Annotated in this window: 15 protein-coding genes and 1 tRNA gene; 6 read left to right on the top strand and 10 right to left on the bottom strand. The window is 66.6% G+C overall.

From position 1 onward, the window contains the following. The first annotated feature begins 45 nt into the window (after nucleotides 1-45). From AC1RPL_RS01795 to AC1RPL_RS01775, 5 genes are all read left to right on the top strand, one after another. Nucleotides 46-1,254: a hydrolase gene (locus AC1RPL_RS01795; protein WP_493067541.1), complete on the top strand. Its 1,209-nt coding sequence runs from the start codon at nucleotides 46-48 to the stop codon at nucleotides 1,252-1,254. After that, nucleotides 1,251-2,261 (top strand): arginine N-succinyltransferase, encoded by a 1,011-nt coding sequence (locus AC1RPL_RS01790; RefSeq protein WP_493067540.1) that lies wholly within the window; start codon nucleotides 1,251-1,253, stop codon nucleotides 2,259-2,261. The genes AC1RPL_RS01795 and AC1RPL_RS01790 overlap by 4 nt, the downstream gene beginning before the upstream one ends. A 33-nt stretch (nucleotides 2,262-2,294) precedes the next feature. Continuing rightward, entirely contained in the window at nucleotides 2,295-3,542 is a 1,248-nt protein-coding gene (locus tag AC1RPL_RS01785; protein ID WP_493067539.1) for an N-succinylarginine dihydrolase, read from the top strand. 64 nt (nucleotides 3,543-3,606) lie between these two features. Further along, the gene (locus AC1RPL_RS01780; RefSeq protein ID WP_493067538.1) at nucleotides 3,607-3,819 is read left to right on the top strand and encodes a hypothetical protein; all 213 of its coding nucleotides are present in this window, start codon (nucleotides 3,607-3,609) and stop codon (nucleotides 3,817-3,819) included. A gap of 65 nt (nucleotides 3,820-3,884) precedes the next feature. Further along, nucleotides 3,885-5,186 carry a sensor histidine kinase gene (locus tag AC1RPL_RS01775; protein ID WP_493067537.1) on the top strand — a complete coding sequence of 434 codons (1,302 nt, stop codon included), beginning with the start codon at nucleotides 3,885-3,887 and terminating at the stop codon, nucleotides 5,184-5,186. A gap of 65 nt (nucleotides 5,187-5,251) precedes the next feature. Here AC1RPL_RS01775 and AC1RPL_RS01770 read toward each other — a convergent pair. Further along, a tRNA-Arg gene (locus AC1RPL_RS01770) sits at nucleotides 5,252-5,328 on the bottom strand. An 82-nt stretch (nucleotides 5,329-5,410) separates the two neighbouring features. Here AC1RPL_RS01770 and AC1RPL_RS01765 point away from each other — a divergent pair. Continuing rightward, on the top strand, nucleotides 5,411-5,908 hold the full coding sequence (locus AC1RPL_RS01765; protein WP_493067536.1) for a hypothetical protein: 498 nt from the start codon (nucleotides 5,411-5,413) through the stop codon (nucleotides 5,906-5,908). Here the strand turns inward: AC1RPL_RS01765 and AC1RPL_RS01760 are convergent. The 9 genes from AC1RPL_RS01760 to AC1RPL_RS01720 all read right to left on the bottom strand — a co-directional run bounded on the left by AC1RPL_RS01760 (nucleotide 5,905) and on the right by AC1RPL_RS01720 (nucleotide 16,245). After that, on the bottom strand, nucleotides 5,905-8,181 hold the full coding sequence (locus AC1RPL_RS01760; protein WP_493067535.1) for a fused MFS/spermidine synthase: 2,277 nt from the start codon (nucleotides 8,179-8,181) through the stop codon (nucleotides 5,905-5,907). The two genes, AC1RPL_RS01765 and AC1RPL_RS01760, sit on opposite strands and share 4 nt — an antisense overlap. Before the next feature lie 243 nt (nucleotides 8,182-8,424). Then, the gene (locus AC1RPL_RS01755) at nucleotides 8,425-8,949 is read right to left on the bottom strand and encodes a GNAT family N-acetyltransferase (protein WP_493067534.1); all 525 of its coding nucleotides are present in this window, start codon (nucleotides 8,947-8,949) and stop codon (nucleotides 8,425-8,427) included. Beyond that, nucleotides 8,946-9,488 carry a GNAT family N-acetyltransferase gene (locus AC1RPL_RS01750; RefSeq protein ID WP_493067533.1) on the bottom strand — a complete coding sequence of 181 codons (543 nt, stop codon included), beginning with the start codon at nucleotides 9,486-9,488 and terminating at the stop codon, nucleotides 8,946-8,948. The genes AC1RPL_RS01755 and AC1RPL_RS01750 overlap by 4 nt, the downstream gene beginning before the upstream one ends. After that, nucleotides 9,485-10,021: a GNAT family N-acetyltransferase gene (locus tag AC1RPL_RS01745; RefSeq protein WP_493067532.1), complete on the bottom strand. Its 537-nt coding sequence runs from the start codon at nucleotides 10,019-10,021 to the stop codon at nucleotides 9,485-9,487. Before AC1RPL_RS01745 ends, AC1RPL_RS01750 begins: the two co-directional genes overlap by 4 nt. Nucleotides 10,022-10,070: 49 nt before the next feature. Beyond that, a complete protein-coding gene (gene hemB / locus AC1RPL_RS01740) occupies nucleotides 10,071-11,108 on the bottom strand; it encodes a porphobilinogen synthase (RefSeq protein WP_493067531.1) in 1,038 nt (345 codons plus the stop codon). Between the two features lie 17 nt (nucleotides 11,109-11,125). Then, nucleotides 11,126-12,568 (bottom strand): MATE family efflux transporter, encoded by a 1,443-nt coding sequence (locus tag AC1RPL_RS01735; protein ID WP_493067530.1) that lies wholly within the window; start codon nucleotides 12,566-12,568, stop codon nucleotides 11,126-11,128. Between the two features lie 137 nt (nucleotides 12,569-12,705). Further along, nucleotides 12,706-15,384 carry a valine--tRNA ligase gene (locus AC1RPL_RS01730; protein WP_493067529.1) on the bottom strand — a complete coding sequence of 893 codons (2,679 nt, stop codon included), beginning with the start codon at nucleotides 15,382-15,384 and terminating at the stop codon, nucleotides 12,706-12,708. Between the two features lie 38 nt (nucleotides 15,385-15,422). Next, nucleotides 15,423-16,064: an ATPase gene (locus tag AC1RPL_RS01725; RefSeq protein WP_493067528.1), complete on the bottom strand. Its 642-nt coding sequence runs from the start codon at nucleotides 16,062-16,064 to the stop codon at nucleotides 15,423-15,425. Continuing rightward, on the bottom strand, nucleotides 16,042-16,245 hold the full coding sequence (locus AC1RPL_RS01720) for a hypothetical protein (RefSeq protein ID WP_493067527.1): 204 nt from the start codon (nucleotides 16,243-16,245) through the stop codon (nucleotides 16,042-16,044). Before AC1RPL_RS01720 ends, AC1RPL_RS01725 begins: the two co-directional genes overlap by 23 nt. Nucleotides 16,246-16,263 lie beyond the last annotated feature (18 nt).

Genomic DNA, 16,263 nt, shown 5'->3' with positions numbered 1-16,263 from the left:
GTTCGCTGGGGTGACCGCAATAATATTTCGCGCTACGCCCTCTGGATGACCGAGCTTTCCAAGACAGAGTGCGCGGCAGTGGAGAGGGCCGCGGCCTCGCCGATGCTGGCGCGGACCGAGGCCTGGACGGCGATCAACAGCGGGACCCGCAACCTCGTCGGGCTTGCTCGCATGGCCGATACGCTGGCCGATGCCTTCTCTTCCCTGCCCGGCCAGCCAAGGCTGGTGGAACCCGAGGCTGCCGAGAGCGTGACCGCCGCCGGAGAGGTGCTGCCGCTGGCGCATGGCCGGCATCTCCATCTCGCGGTGCGGCCCGAGGCGCCCGTCCAGATCCTGCTGACCGGGCACATGGACACCGTGTTCGGTGCCGATCATCCGTTCCAGGCGAACACGTGGCTCGACAATGGCCATCTCAATGCGCCAGGCGCCGCCGACATGAAGGGTGGCCTGGCGCTGATGCTCGCCGCGCTGGAAGCGGTGGAGAAAAGCCCGCTCGCCGCGTTGCTCGGCTATGAGGTGCTGATCAATTCGGACGAGGAGACCGGCTCCTTCTCCTCCGCAACGCTGATCGCCGCAGCGGCGAAGGACAAGGTTGCGGCGCTCACTTATGAGCCTGCCCTGCCGGACGGTACGCTGGCCGGCGCGCGCGGGGGCACGGGCAATTTCTCGATCGTGGTGCACGGCAAGTCCGCGCATGCCGGACGCAATCCGGACGAAGGGCGCAACGCGCTGGTCGCCGCGGCGGACCTTGCGATTCGGCTGAATGACGCCAAGGCTCCCGGTCTGGCGGTGAACCCGGCCAGGATCGACGGGGGCGGGCCGAACAACGTCGTGCCCGACCTCGCCATCCTGCGCGTGAACTTTCGACCCAAGGATGCGGAGGCAATCACCAAGGCGCGCATCGCGATCGACCAGGCAGTCGCGATCGTCAGCGTGAAGCATGACGTGCGCGTCCACGTCCATGGCAGTTTCAACCGCCCGCCCAAGCCGCTCGATCCTGGTGCCGAGAAATTGTTCGAGCTGGTGAAGGCTGCCGGCGCGGACCTGGGCATTCCGGTCGCCTGGAAATTCTCCGGCGGGGTGTGCGACGGCAACAATATCGCCGCATGCGGGGTGCCGGTGGTCGATACGATGGGCGCGCGCGGCGGCCTGATCCACAGCGCCGATGAGTTCCTGATCCCGGAGAGCCTGGCCGAACGCGCCGCGCTCTCCGCTGTCACCATGTTGCGTATCGCCGAGAAGGGGAAGTTATGAGTTTCGTGATCCGTGCCGCCCGCGACGAGGATCTGCAGGCGCTCTACGAGATGGCGAAGCTCACCGGGGGTGGCTTCACCAACCTCCAGCCCGAAAAGGACGTGCTCCGCGCCAAGCTCGCGCGCAGCCACACTGCCTTCGAGCGGGCCGAGGGCGAGAATGGCGACGATGTCTTCGTGCTGGTGCTTGAGAACAAGGACACCGGCGAGGTACGCGGCACCTGCCAGATATTCACGGCGGTGGGGCAACGCTGGCCCTTCTATTCCTATCGCCTCGCCACCGAGACCAAGCATAGCGAGGAACTGGGCCGCACTTTCCGCGGCGAGACGCTGAGCCTGGTCAACGACCTGGAGGGCGCGAGCGAAGTCGGCGGCCTGTTCCTCCACCCAGGCGAGCGCGCAGGCGGGCTGGGCATGCTGCTCGCACGCAGCCGCTATCTGTTCATCGCGCGCCACCGGGCGCGTTTCGCCGAGAAGATCCTCGCGGAGCTGCGCGGCGTGATCGACGAGGCAGGCGGATCGCCCTTCTGGGACGGCGTGGCCGGGCGCTTCTTCGGGATGAACTTCCAGGAAGCGGACAGCTTCAATGCGGTGCACGGCAACCAGTTCATCGCCGACCTGATGCCCAAGCACCCGATCTACACTGCGATGCTCCAGGAGAGCGCGCGCAGCGTGATCGGCCTCCCCCACCCTTCGGGCCGCGCCGCGATGCGGATGCTGGAGGGCGAGGGCTTTGCCTGGGAGCGCTATGTCGACATCTTCGACGGCGGGCCGACGATGACCGCGCGGACCGACCAGGTGAACACGGTGCGTGACGCCAAGGTGGCGAAGGTGGCGGCGGTGCAGGCCGGCGGCGAGGCGGCGCTGATCGCCACCGGCTCGCTCAAGGAATTCCGGGTGACGCAAGGTCGCGTGGCGGCGCTGGACGACGGCGTGGCGATCGATCCGCGGGCGGCTGAGCTGCTCGGCGTCGGCATGGGGGATGAGGTGCTTCATGTGGGGCGCTGAAATTCCTCCCCCAGCAAGCTGGGGAGGAATTGCATGCTGACCGAGATCAACTTCGACGGGATCATCGGCCCGAGCCATAATTATGCGGGGCTGAGCCACGGCAACCTCGCGGCGGCGCGTAACCGGGGCGGGACCTCGGACCCGCGTGCAGCGGCGCTGCAGGGAATCGCCAAGATCCGCGCGAACCTGGCGCTGGGGCTGACCCAGGGTATCCTGTTGCCGCATGCCCGCCCCGACCATCGCTGGCTCGCCAGCCTGGGCACGCGTTTCGAGGATGCACCGCTCCACACCCAGGCGCAGGCACTCTCCGCTTCGCCGATGTGGGCGGCGAATGCGGCGACCGTCTCGCCGGCGCCCGATACCGCCGATGGCAAATGCCATCTCAGCGTCGCCAATCTGGTGACGATGCCGCATCGCAGCCATGAATGGCCCGAGACGCTGGCGCAGCTCCGCCTCGCCTTTGCCCACCCCGCCTTCACCGTGCACGGCCCGGTGCCGGCGCCGTTCGGGGACGAAGGCGCAGCCAATCACATGCGGCTCGCCGCCAGCCATGATGCGCCGGGCGTCGAGGTGTTCGTCTATGGCATCTCGGGCGGCCCCTTCCCTGCCCGCCAGCATCCCGACGCGAGCGCCGCGGTGGCGCGCAAGCACCGGCTCGAACGGGTGGTCTTCGTCCAGCAATCCGAGCAAGCGATCGCCGCGGGTGCGTTCCACAATGACGTGGTCGCGGTGGCGAACGGGCGGGTGCTGTTCGCACACGAACACGCCTTTGCCGACAAGGATCGTTTCTACGCCGATCTGCGCGCGATGCTGCCCGAAGTGGAGATCGTCGAAGTGCCGGCGGCCCAGGTCAGCCTTGGCGATGCGATCAAGTCCTATCTGTTCAACGCCCAGCTTGTGACGCTGCCCTCGGGTGAGATGGCCCTGGTGCTGCCCGGCGAGGCGCGCGAGACGCCGAGCGTGTGGAACTGGCTCCAGGAGCATGTCGCGGGCAATGGCCCGATCCGGCGGCTCGAAGTGGTCGATGTCCGCCAATCCATGGCCAATGGCGGCGGTCCCGCCTGCCTTAGGCTGCGCGTGGTCTGCGATCCGGCGACGGTCGATCCGCGTTTCCTGGTCGACGACGCCAAGCTCGACCGCATCGGCGCGGTGATCGAAGCGCATTGGCCGGAGGCGATACCGTTCGATACGATCGGCGACCCGGCACTGGTCGCGCAGTTCGAGGCCGCGCGCCGTGCGCTGTTCGAAGCATTGGGAACTGTCGAATTAATTGACAGGTAACCAAGTCCGTTTCCCCGAAACCGCGGATTTCCGCGGTTGGCCCGGCGCTTGCTTAATCTCCTTCATGCTTCACCGCCTCGGCCGACTGTTCGTGATCAAGACCAAATTCGAGGCCTTCCTCGTGATTTACGGCCTCGCCTGCGGCGCCACCGAGCGCGGGGTACACTATCTCGGGCAGTTTCCCGGCTATGGCGGATGGCTGCTGTTCGCAGCCTGCCCGATCGCGGTGTTCATGGCCGGCGGCAAGATACTCGACAGCTTCGACGTTCCGGAATGAGCGAGGATTTGCGTCTGTAACAGGCGGGGGCTACGCCGGACGGAATCTGGGGAGATTGTAAGCGCGTGCGTTTGTTTCCGGGTATATTTTCCACCCTTGCGGCGCAGGCGCTGCTCGCCGCCATCGTTCCGGGCGGGCTGATGGTGTTCGTGATGCACGAGGGCCAGCAGGCGCAACTCGCGCAACGCGAGGATGAGCGGCTCGATGCCTATGTCCAGACGGTCGCCGAGGCCGCCCGCGCGGGCCGCCCGCTCGATCAGGTCGCGCAGCAATCCGGTCCACTCGCGGGGCGCGTGCTGCTGATCGATGCGCAGGGTCAGGCAATCTCCGGCCCCACCTCCAGCGTCACGCCGCGCGCCGAGCGCCCCGTGGTGGTCGACGGCCGCACCGTGGCGACGGCGAAGATCGTGCGTCCGCCCGAGCTTTCCGATCGGGACCGGCGCGTGCTCGCTACCCAATATATCGGCGTGGCGGCGATCGTGGTGGTGCTGTTCGTGCTGCTGCTGGTGACGGCTTATGTCTTCGCGCGGCGCTGGTCCCGCCCGCAGCTGCAGCTCTACGGGCTGAGCCGCGACGTGGTGAACGGTGACCTCGAGCTGTACTTCGAAGAGGAGGGCCCCGCCGAGATCGTCGCGACGATGCGCAATCTGCGCCGGATCGCCAGCCAGTTCAGCCGGCTCGAGACGGCGCGGCGGACCTGGCTCGTCTCGATCTCGGGGGAGCTCAAGAACCCCACCGAGAATATGGGCGAGCATTTCATCAAGCTCTGCCAGGTCGAGCCGCCGCTCCCGCCCGAGCTGATCGGCGCGATCGAGGAGGATACTCGCAGGCTGATCCACATGGCCGAGGATCTGAACGCCGTGGCGCTGGCCGATCTCGGCCGCCTGCCGGTCACCTTCGCCTCGGTCGATCCGCGCGCGCTGATCCACAATGCCATCTATGCCGACAGAAAGCGTGCCGAGGCGCAGGGCGTGCGGCTCGAGACGAGCACGCTGCCCGAATATACCGTGATCGTGAAATGGGACGGCGCCCGGATCGAGCAGCTGTTCAGCGCGCTGATCGACAATTCGCTGCGCTATACGCCGAAGAACGGCCGCATCGTGCTGGGGCTGGAAAGCTCGCGCGATGCCTGGCGCCTGATCATCGACGACAATGCCCCCGGCGTGGACGTGATGCTGGCCCAGCGGCTGTTCGAGCCGTTCTACCGCAGCTCCGACCGTGCGGACGAATCAGCGGCATCGGGCCTCGGCCTGGCGACGGCCCGGGCGATCGTCGAGGCGCATCATGGGCGGATCGAAGCGAGCCGCTCGCCGATCGGCGGCCTGCGCGTGACAGTGATCCTGCCCGGCAATCCGCCGACTGCCTGATTCGGCTTCGCTGAGGCCCAAAACATAAAAACCCCGCTAAGCCGTTGGCCTAGCGGGGTTTTTAATGGCGCGCCCGGAACGATTCGAACGTCCGACCCTCAGATTCGTAGTCTGATGCTCTATCCAGCTGAGCTACGGGCGCGCATTGGAGGGGTGCCTTTAGAAGCGGTTTTTGGATCGCGCAAGCCGTTGCGTGCAGTTTTCCACAGGCATAAGGCACTTCCATGCGATTTATTCTGCTGCTCAGCCTCACTGCTCTCGCCGGCTGCACCCAGCCTTCGGGGCGTTACCCCTCGTTGCTGCCCCGCCCGATCGAGCAAACACCCCTTGCCGAGCCCGATCGGCCCGTGCCGGTGGCGTCTCCCGATGCGGCGCTCGACAAGCAGATCGCCGATATCCGCGCGAGCCTGGATGCAGGGGCCAAGGCCTTCACGGCAGGCGCGCAGGATGCCGAAGCCAAGATCGCAGTGTCGCGCGGCACGCCAGCGGGCTCCGAGCCCTGGCTGCAGGCGCAAGTGGCGATGGGCGGGCTTGCCGACCTGCGCCGGCCCGCCGTGGCGGCACTGGCGGACCTGGAAGAGCTGGCGACACAGCGCGGCGTCAACGGGCTGCCGCCCTATCCTGCCCTGAATGCCGCGGTCGCCGATGCGGACAAGGCCGCCGATTCGCAGCAGGCCAAGATCGATTCGCTCGAAGCCGCGCTGGGCGGCACCGGCGGCTAGTCCTCCGCCAGCTCCGGGTGAAGCAGGCGCAGCACGGGGATCACCGAGGCATAATCGTCGGTCCAGGGCTGAAAGCCCGGCCAGCTGCCCAGCTGCCGCCAGCCACCGCCACGCCCGGCGAGGCGGTGCAGCACCGCGTCGTCATGGCTGAGAGCGATCCATTCGGAGGCTGATTCGGCTTCGAACTCGATCTGGTCGACCTGCGTGCCGCCGCCGGGGCGCATTCCGGCGACGAAATGCGGCTCAGGCTCGTAGGACAGGCGGATCGCGTGCCATCCGCCGTCGCGCGCCGCCGCCGAGACTACCGGGGCCAGTGCCATGAAGCGGTTGGAGATATGGACGAGGAGCAGGCCGTTGGGGGCGAGCACCCTGCCATAGGTGGCGAAGGCCTGGCGGGTGAGCAGGTGCATCGGCACCGTGTCCGACGAGAAGGCATCGAGCGCGAGCAGGTCCAGGCTGGCGCTCGGCGATTCGGTGAGGCGGACGCGGGCGTCGCCGATCGAGATCCGCGTCTGGGGTGCGCATTGGCTGAGGAAGCTGAACTTGCCCGAATCACGGGCCAGCCTGACGATCGCAGGGTCGATCTCGAAGAAACGCCAGCTCTGGCCGGACCTGGCATAGCAAGCGAGCGTGCCGGTGCCGAGGCCGACCACGCCGACGCGCGCGGCGGTTCCGTAGAGATCCGGCAGCGCCTGCATCGCCTGCCCTACGCCCGAACCAGGGACGTAATAGGTAGTCGGGTGCGTCGACAATGCGCCCTTGAGCTGGACGCCGTGGAGTGTCGTGCCATGGGCAAGCTGGCGCTCATTGGCATAGTCGGTGACGGTATAGACGCCGAAATAGCTGCGCGTGCGGGCATCGGTGAGCGAGAGCTGGATCGCACGGTACCCGCCGAACAGGATCAGCCCACCGGCGAGCGCGGCGAGAAAGGCCGGACGGCGGCCAATGGCGACGAGCCCGAGCGCGGCGACGAGCACAAAGGCGATCTGCTCGTGCATCTCGCCCAGCCAGCCGCCGGGATTGGCGATTCCCACCCAGACGATGCCCGCCACCGCCAGCGCCAGGATCAGCGTCTTGAGATTGGCGTTCTGACGCCATAGCGCCCCGATGGCCGGGATCAGGAAGATCTGCGGGCAAAGCGCGCCGGCGGCGAAGACCAGCAGCGGATATTCATAGGTCCAGTCGAACAGGATCGGTGCGATCAGGCCGGCGAACACCCCGCCAAGCGCACCGCCGACCGACATGGCGAGATAGAAGCCGGTGAGCCTGTCCGGCGCCGGGCGCAGCGCGTACATGCGGGCGTGCAGCGTCACCGAGACGGTGAACAACAGAAGCAGGCCGATGATCGCGTTCAGATAGGCGAGCTTCTGGTGCCCGGCGATCAGCGTGGCGCCGAACATCAGGATGATCACCGGCGCGAACTTGGTGAGGATCTCGGGCAGCACCGCATCGTCGCGGAAGGCCACCGAGAAGCTGAGCAGGTAGAGGCCGAGCGGCAGCACCCACAGCATCGGCACGGCGACGATATCGGTGGTGAGGAAGGTCGTGGTCGCCAGCATCAGTCCCGAGGGGACCAGCGCGAGCGCGATCCAGTGGAGCACGAGGCGCCAGGGCGGCGCCGGCGTATGGTGCGCGACATGGGGCTCGTCATCGGCCCGGCGCGGCAGGCGGGAGGCGCAGCCGGCGATGAGCAGCAGGACGAGCACATAGCCGGCGGTCCACAGCCAGCTCTGCCCCTTGAGGGCCAGATTGGGCTCGACGATCAGCGGGTAGGCGATCAGCCCGCCAAAGCTGCCGATATTGGAGGCGGCATAAAGCGCATAGGGATCGCGGCCATGGCTGGCGATGCTGTACCAGCGCTGGAGCAAGGGCGCCTGGGCCGAGATCGCGAAGAAGAGCGGCCCGATCGAGGCGACGAGCAGCCACGGCACCCAAAGCGCAGGCTCGGCACTGCCGGGCAGCTCCATCGCGATCACGCCGATCGGCAGCCACAGCGCTGCGCCGACCAGCACGGCGAGATGGATCGTCGCCTGCATCCGTGGCGGCACGCGGCCGAGCCAATGGGCATAGGCGTAGCCGCCAAGCAGCAGCGCCTGATAGACCAGCATCGCGCTGTTCCACACCGCCGGCGCGCCGCCCAATTGGGGCAGCGCCATGCGCGCGACCATCGGCTGGACGAGGAAGAGCAGGAAGGAACCAGCAAGGATCGCGGCGACGAACAGCCAGCGGAGTCGGTCGCCCGGCGGCGTCACTTCGTCGATCGCACCCTCCACCCCTTCAGACTCCCCAACCGCTGTGAGGCGACTCGCCTTGCCGGTGGCTGAACCGCGGGCGGAAGTTTACGAAGTTGAGGCTACGGGGCTCCCGATTTCCCCTCCCCGCCTGACGCGAATGGGCAGTCGAAAGGCGCATGAAGTGGGGCGACGCGATCATGCCGCGGACGCAAGCAGAGGAAATCCTACTAGTAAAGGGCTTGCGGCGTGCATTCTTCCGGGCGCGCGCATGATTGGTCGCCCTCAGGCAGGCCGCGCGATCCGATAGGTGATGTGCGGGTTCAGCCATTCGGGTGCCTGAGGATGGATGAAGTCGTCCTCGGGAACGCGCGTCATGCCCAAGCGCGCCATCAGGCCCCAGCTGCGCGTGTTGCCGAGCACGGTCATCGCGGCGACTGTCGGGACGTCGAGACTGGACCAGGCCCAGTCGAGGCTGGCTTGCGCGGCTTCCCGCGCAAAGCCCTTGCCCCAGTAAGCAGGCGCGAACCGCCAGCCGATCTCGGTCTCGCCATGAAGCGGGGTGCCTTCGGGGCCGGGCTTGAGGCCGCAAAAGCCGAGGAACGCGCCGTCTTCCTTGCGCTCGACTGCCCAGAAGCAATGGCCGTGCGCGTCGAGGATCGCGTTCTGGCGCTCCATGGCGGCATCGGCATCCGCCTCGCGCATCGGCGGCAGGAATTCCATGACCATGGGCTCCAGGCGCATTGCCTGCCAGGCGGGGCGATCGCTGTCCTGCCAGCGACGCAGGATCAGCCGGTCGGTCTCGATCATTGGGGGCGCTCCAGCCAGTATACGATCATCGCGCCCACCGGGTCTTCGGGTGGAAAGCCAAGCAGGCGGAAGTCGAGATCGGGGCGTCTGACCATGCCGAGCCGCTCCATCAGACCCCAGCTGGCGCGGTTTTCGATCGTCGTCCAGCCGCCGATCGCCGGTGCGTCTAGGTTCGCCCAGCCCCAGGCGATACTCGCTTCGGCGGCTTCGCGGGCATAGCCCGTGCCCCAATGCGCTTCGCCGATCCGCCAGCCGATCTCGGGCATGTTGGCAATGGCGAGATCCTCGCCATAATTGCTGGCGATGCGGATGCCGCAGCTGCCGATCAGTTCGCCGGTGTCGCGCAGCTCGGTCGCCCAATAGGTACAGCCATGGGCGGCCTGATCATTGATGCGCTTGTCAAACATCGCGTCGATCCCTGCGGAGGACTTGAGGCCGCCGAGATGCGCCATCATCGCAGGCGTGTTGACCAGGGCCTCGAACGCCGCGCGATCCCCGCGCACCCAGGGCCGCAGCCGCAGGCGTGCGGTGCCGATCATGCCGGGCGGTCGATCGCGTAGACGATCATGGCACCGAAGGGATCTTCGGGGGCATAGTCGGGGTGGATGAAGTCGAGATCGGCGCGGCGGCGCATGCCGAGGCGCTCCATCAGGCCCCAGCTACGGGTGTTGCCGATCATCGTCCAGGCGGCGATGCGCGCCCGGTCGGTATTGGCCCAGCTCCAGGCGATGCTCGCCTCCGCGGCCTCGCGAGCAATGCCCTGCCCCCAGAACTTCTCGCCGATACGCCAGCCGATCTCGAGTTCCTCGGGCACCGGCGTGTCCGGGTGGCCGCCAATGCGCACGCCGCAGACCCCGGCCATCTCGCCGGTCTCGCGCATCTCGACAGCCCACATGCAATGGCCGAAGCGCCTCTGCTGGTCGATCATCTTGTCGATGATGGCATCATGCTTCGCCTGAGGCACCGGGCCGCCGAAATGCGCCATCATCGCCGGGGTGTTGGCGAGCGCGTGGAACACAGGCTTGTCCGCCTCGCGCCAAGGGCGGAGGAGGAGGCGTTCGGTGGCGATCATCCTGTTTCGCCGTCATCCCGGCGAAAGCCGGGACCCAGAGCCCCAAGCGTCAACGCGGAGAAAGCCTGGGCCCCGGCCTTCGCCGGGGTGACGATAAAAAAAGCGATCCCAGCAGCTTCGCCGCCAGTGGCGCGTGATAGGTCAGCACGCCCGAGCAGCCGGCGCGGCGGAAGGCCATCAGGGTTTCAAGCACCAGCGCCTCGCGCTCTCCTGCCCCGGCAGCCGCGGCGGCCTCGATCATCGCGTATTCGCCGCTCACCTGATAGGCGAAGACCGGCACCTGGAACTCGCTCTTCACGCGCAGGATGATGTCGAGATAGGGCAACCCCGGCTTGACCATCACGCTGTCCGCGCCCTCGGCGATGTCGAGCGCGACTTCGCGCAGCGCTTCCTCGGCATTGGCCGGATCCATCTGATAGGTCTTCTTGTCGCCCTTCAGCAGCCCGCGCGAGCCGACCGCGTCGCGGAACGGGCCGTAGAAGGCCGAAGCGTATTTCGCGGCATAGGCCATGATCTGGACGTTGACATGGCCGTTCGCTTCCAACGCGGCGCGGATCGCACCGACGCGGCCGTCCATCATGTCCGAAGGGGCGACGATGTCCGCCCCCGCCTCGGCCTGGACCAAGGCCTGATCGACCAGCACCGCACTGGTCTCGTCGTTGAGTACATAGCCCTGCGCGTCGACGATGCCGTCATGGCCGTGCGCGGTATAGGGATCGAGCGCGACGTCGGTGAGGATGCCGATATCAGGCACCGCATCCTTGATCGCCCGGATCGCGCGGCACATCAGATTGTCGGGATTGAGCGCCTCTCGGCCGTCATCGGTGCGCAGCGCGTGTGGGGTATTGGGGAACAGCGCCAGGCAGGGGATGCCGAGGTCGCGGGCTTCGCGGGCGCGCTCGACGATACCCTTCAGGCCCCAGCGCGAGACGCCGGGGAGCGAGGCGATCGGCTCCTCCGCATCGCCTTCGGTGACGAACAGCGGCCAGATCAGGTTCGCCGGGGTGAGCACGGTCTCGGCGTGCATCCGGCGGCTCCACTCGGAAGCACGGGTGCGGCGGAGGCGGAGCGCGGGATAGTGACTCATGCGGCGCTGATGCGCCGTCAGCCATTGGGTTGCAAGCGTCCGGCGGGCTCGCCGGTACCATGCGCATGCTCCTCGGCCTCTTCCGGCTCGGGCGGCACGGCGAGGATTTCGCTGCGCCAGCCGCCATAGCGGAAATAGAGCGCGGCGAGGACCAGCGAGCAGGCCGAACCGAGCGGAAAGGCCAGCCACAGCGCATCGGGGCCGAACCAGCGCTGACCCAGGATCGCGAAGCCGAAGCGGATCGGGAAAAGCGTGATCGCCAGGATCACCAGCGGCGGAATGGTCGCGCCGTTGGCACGGACGGTGGAGAACAGCACCATGGTCGCGCCGAACATCACGAAGGTCCAGCTGGCGAGCAGCTGGATATGGCGGGCGATCGGGATCGCGGGCGAGTCGCTGCCGACGAACAGCGCCATCACCGGCCGGTCGAACAGGATGATCGCGCCGATCACGACCAGGGTGATCGCAGTGTTGTAGACCAGGCCCGAACGGGTGATCGCATTCACCCGCTCCCATTTGCCCGCACCGATATTCTGCGCAGCCATGCTCGATACCGCGACACCGATCGCCATCGCGGGCATCTGGATATAGGTCCAGAGCTGCTGCGAGACTGCATAGGCCGCCGCGGTGTCGACCCCCAGCCGGTTGACCAGCCCGATCATCGACAGGCCGGCGGTGGACATCACCAGCATCTGCGCGCCCATCGGCAGCCCCTTGGCGACGATCGTGCGGATCAGCGCCTTTTCGGGGAGCAGATAGCGCAGCTCCGCGCCGCGCAGGCGGATCGGCAGGTCGCGCGCATAGACATAGACCAGCAGGCCCAGCGAGGAGACCAGGCCGGCGATCAGCGTGGCGGTGGCCGAGCCGGCAATGCCCATGCGCGGGAACGGGCCGATGCCTTCGATCAGCAGCGGGTTGAGGCTGGCGTCGATCAGCACGCTGAGCAGCATGAACCAGAGCGGGGTGATCGAATCGCCGGTGCCGCGCAGGCTCATCTGGATGAGCACGCCGAGCATCGCGAAGGGCAGGCCGAGGAAGATGACGCGCAGATAGGCGAGCGCCATCGCCTGCGCCTCGCCGGGCGTCGCCAGCAGATGGAGGATCTGCGGGGCGAAGATCCAGCCCAGGATCGCGATCAGCACCGCGCCGCCCATGACCAGGCCGATCGCCGATCCGAAGGCGCGCCGCGCCGCCTCGACGTCGCGCCGGCCCATCGACTGGCCGATCAGGATTGTCGCCGCCATGCCGAAGCCGAACACGGCCGAGAACATCAGGAACATGATGATGTTGGCGTTCGACGTCGCCGCCAGCGCCTGCTCGCCCAGGAAGCGGCCGACCCAGATCGAGTTGATCGAGCCGTTGAGCGATTGGAGGACGTTCGAGCCGAGGGTTGGCAGCGCGAAGAGAAGCAGGGTGCGGCTGATCGGCCCCTGGGTAAGGTCGTGACGCGGTGCAGGCATGGCGACTTAGACCCCTCCCCCTTCGGGTTTGTTCCCGTCTTCTGTTCGTCATCCCGGCGGAAGCCGGGACCCAGGGTTACAGGCGATGTCCTGCTTGGCTCTGGGCCCCGGCTTTCGCCGGGATGACGGTTATGGATTCATCCCAGCCGCGCCAGCGCCGCCGAGAGCCGCTCGGCTTCGGCGGCCTTTTCGGCATGGTCGGCGCGGGCCTTTTCGACGGCTTCGGGCTTGGCGCGCTCGACGAAGCTGGGGTTGTTGAGACGCCCGGCGAGGCCATCGCGCTCCTTCTCGGCTGCGGTGATCGCCTTGGTCAGGCGAGCCTTCTCGGCTTCAATGTCGATAACTTCGCCAAGCGGCAGTACATACGTCGCTTCGTCGACGACGATCTGCAGTGCACCGCCTGCTGGCACCTTGTCGCTGGGTTGGTCGACTCGGGCGAGACGCGCAAGGGCGGCTTCATTCCGTTTCAATCGAGCCCAAGTCTCCTCAGAAGCAGAGAAAACGCTGATCGGAAGGCGAGCACCTGGCGGCACATTGAGCTCGGTGCGTGCGGCACGGATCTCGCTCACCAGCCGGATCAGCCAGTCGATTTCCTGCGCGGCCGAAGGATCGAGCGAACGCGCATCGGCCATCGGCCACTGCGCCACGATCAGCTCATGCTCGCGCGGGCCCATCTTCGACCAGAGCTCTTCGGTGATGAAGGGCATGAACGGGTGGAGCATGACCAGGATCTGGTCGAGTGCCCAGCCAGCGACCGCGCGGGTCTCTTCGGCACCTTCCGCGCCTTCGCCCTGGAGCACCGGCTTGATCAGCTCGAGATACCAGTCGCAGAAACGGCTCCAGACGAACTGGTAGATCGTGTTCGCCGCCTCGTCGAAGCGCAGGTCGGCGAGCGCGAGGTCGAGCGCCTGCACGGTGGCGACCGTCTCGGCGATGATCCAGCGGTTGACCGCCAGCTCGGCTGCGGGCGGCTCGAGCGTGGTGCTCGCGCCAATGCCGTTCGACTGGGCGAAGCGCGCGGCGTTCCACAGCTTGGTCGCGAAGTTGCGATAGCCCTCGATCCGGCGCTCATCCATCTTGATGTCGCGGCCCTGGCTTTCCATCGCCGCCATGAAGAAGCGCAGCGCGTCGGCGCCGTAATTGTCGATCAGCCCGAGCGGATTGACGACATTGCCCTTGGACTTGGACATCTTCTGCCCATCCGCCGCACGGACCAGTCCGTGCAGGTACAGCGTCTTGAAGGGCACCGCCTTCATGAACTGCAGGCCCTGCATCATCATCCGGGCATCCCAGAAGAACAGGATGTCGAAGCCCGAGATCAGCACATCGTTGGGATAACGCCCGCCGAGCGTGGGATCGGGATTCTCCGGCCAACCCATCGTCGCGAAGGGCCAGAGCGCGGAGGAGAACCAAGTATCGAGGACGTCATTGTCCTGAACGAGCTTCACACCCTCCCCGGCTTGCGCCTGGGCTTCCGCTTCGGTCTCGGCGACATAGATGCCGCCATCCTCGGCGAACCAAGCCGGGATCCGGTGCCCCCACCAGAGCTGGCGCGAGACGCACCAGGGCTGGATGTTCTCCATCCAGTTGAAATAGGTCTTTTCCCAGCTCTTCGGGACGATCTTCGTCGCGCCGGAGCGGACCGCCTCGATCGCCGGCTTGGCGAGCGTCGCGGCATCGACATACCATTGGTCGGTCAGCCAGGGCTCGATCACGTCGCCCGAGCGATCGCCGAACGGCGTCGCGATCGTGCGCGGCTCGGCGTCATGCTCCTCGCCGTCCTTGTCGACGTGCGGGATCAGGAAGCCTTCTTCCTTGAGCCGCGCTACGACCAGTTTGCGCGCCTCGAACCGGTCTAGGCCCAGCAGGTCGTCGGGGATCAGCCCGTCGCTGGTCTGCGTGATCCGCGCCTTGGCGTCGAGCATGTTGAGCATGTCGCGCGCCTCGATCCCGGCGCGGCGGCCGACTTCGAAGTCGTTGAAGTCATGCCCCGGGGTGATCTTCACGGCGCCCGAACCGAGCTCGGGATCGGCGTGCTCGTCGGTGACGATCGGGATCAGGCGGCCAGTGATCGGCAGCTTGACCATCTTGCCGACCAAGGCGGTGTAGCGCGTATCCTCGGCGTTCACCGCCACCGCCATATCGGCGAGCATCGTCTCGGGGCGCGTGGTCGCGACCTCGATATGGCCCGATCCGTCGGCGAGCGGGTATTTCAGGTGCCAGAAGCTCCCCTTGACGTCCTTGGTCTCAACCTCGAGGTCGCTGATCGCGGTGCCGAGGCCCGGATCCCAGTTCACCAGGCGCTTGTCGCGGTAGAGCAGACCCTGCCTGTGCAGCTCGACGAACACCTTGAGCACGGCCTTGGAGAAGCCCTCGTCCATGGTGAAGCGCTCTTCGGACCAGTCCATCGAGCAGCCGAGGCGGCGGAGCTGCTGCGTGATCTCGCCGCCGCTCTCTTCCTTCCACTCCCAGACCTTCGCGACGAACTCCTCGCGCGTGAAGTCGGTGCGCTTCTGTTGCTTGGCGTTGAGCTGGCGCTCGACGACCATCTGGGTGGCGATGCCGGCGTGATCGGTGCCGACCACCCAGCGCGCGTCCTTGCCCTTCAGCCGCGCATGGCGGACCAGGATGTCCTGCAGCGTATTGTCGAGCGCATGGCCGATATGCAGGCTGCCGGTCACGTTGGGCGGCGGGTTGACCAGCGTCCACGGGTCGGCGCCGTCGCGTGTCGGTCGGAACAGGCCATTTGCTTCCCAGTGGGCGTACCAGCGGGATTCCAGCTCGGCGGGGTCGAAGGTCTTGGGGAGTTCGGACATGCGGGCGCTTTAGCCACCCAAACGGGCGATTGGCAAACCTATCGGTTGCGTGGCCGCAGATCGACTTTCGATTGCAACAGCACCATCTCAAGATCGAAGGGAAGTGCCCTGAATTGCAGGAGCGCACTCCCGGTCCCCTTCACCGCCATGAGATCAGGTTCGCCCGACGAATTGTCGAAGATCCAGCACCGATCGACGTGCTGCGCAAACCAGGCAAGTTGCTCGAAAGAGCGCGTCCGTCGCGTCGCTACCTTGTCGGCGGGTACGTCATGCCCGCCGTCCGCCACGCGGCGACGTATTCGGGACAACTGCAGATCGAGCGACGCAAGCACGATATAGATCATGCGGACTTCGAAGCCGCGATCGTGCGCGCGTTCAACCAAGCGACGATATTTGCCTGACGACAGCACCGTCTCGACGCCAATCGTCTGATAGGCGTCGATCGAGGTTTCAAGCCAGCGCTCGATTCGCTGCACAGCGACGAGATTTGCAGCTTCGAGGTCGGTCCGCTCGCGCTCGACGATCTTGGCGGTCAGCAGGTCCGGATTGATGATCCAGACCGAGCCTCCCCAGCCTTCGATGTCGGTGCGATTGTAGAAGGTGCTCTTGCCGCAGCCATTTGGCCCGGCGACAATCCAGAAAATCGGCCGTTCGGGCCTACGCGGCGTTGTCAGCGGCACGCTGCTTCCGCTGTTCCGCCGTCACTCGGCGCACATTGGAGCGGAAAGCGGCGAGCAGATCCTCTGCCAAAGTCTCGCTTTCGGACTGCACGACCTTCATCTGCACGACCTTGCCGTCAGGCGCGCGTACGCGCTTGGTCGGCAAATCGCTCGGGCGAACTTTCTTCAACGCTTCGGTCATCATCGCCTCCACCATCAA

Source organism: Sphingomonas sp. GW821-FHT12D09 (assembly GCF_058807215.1).
This window is presented reverse-complemented; position numbering and strand designations above follow the sequence as displayed.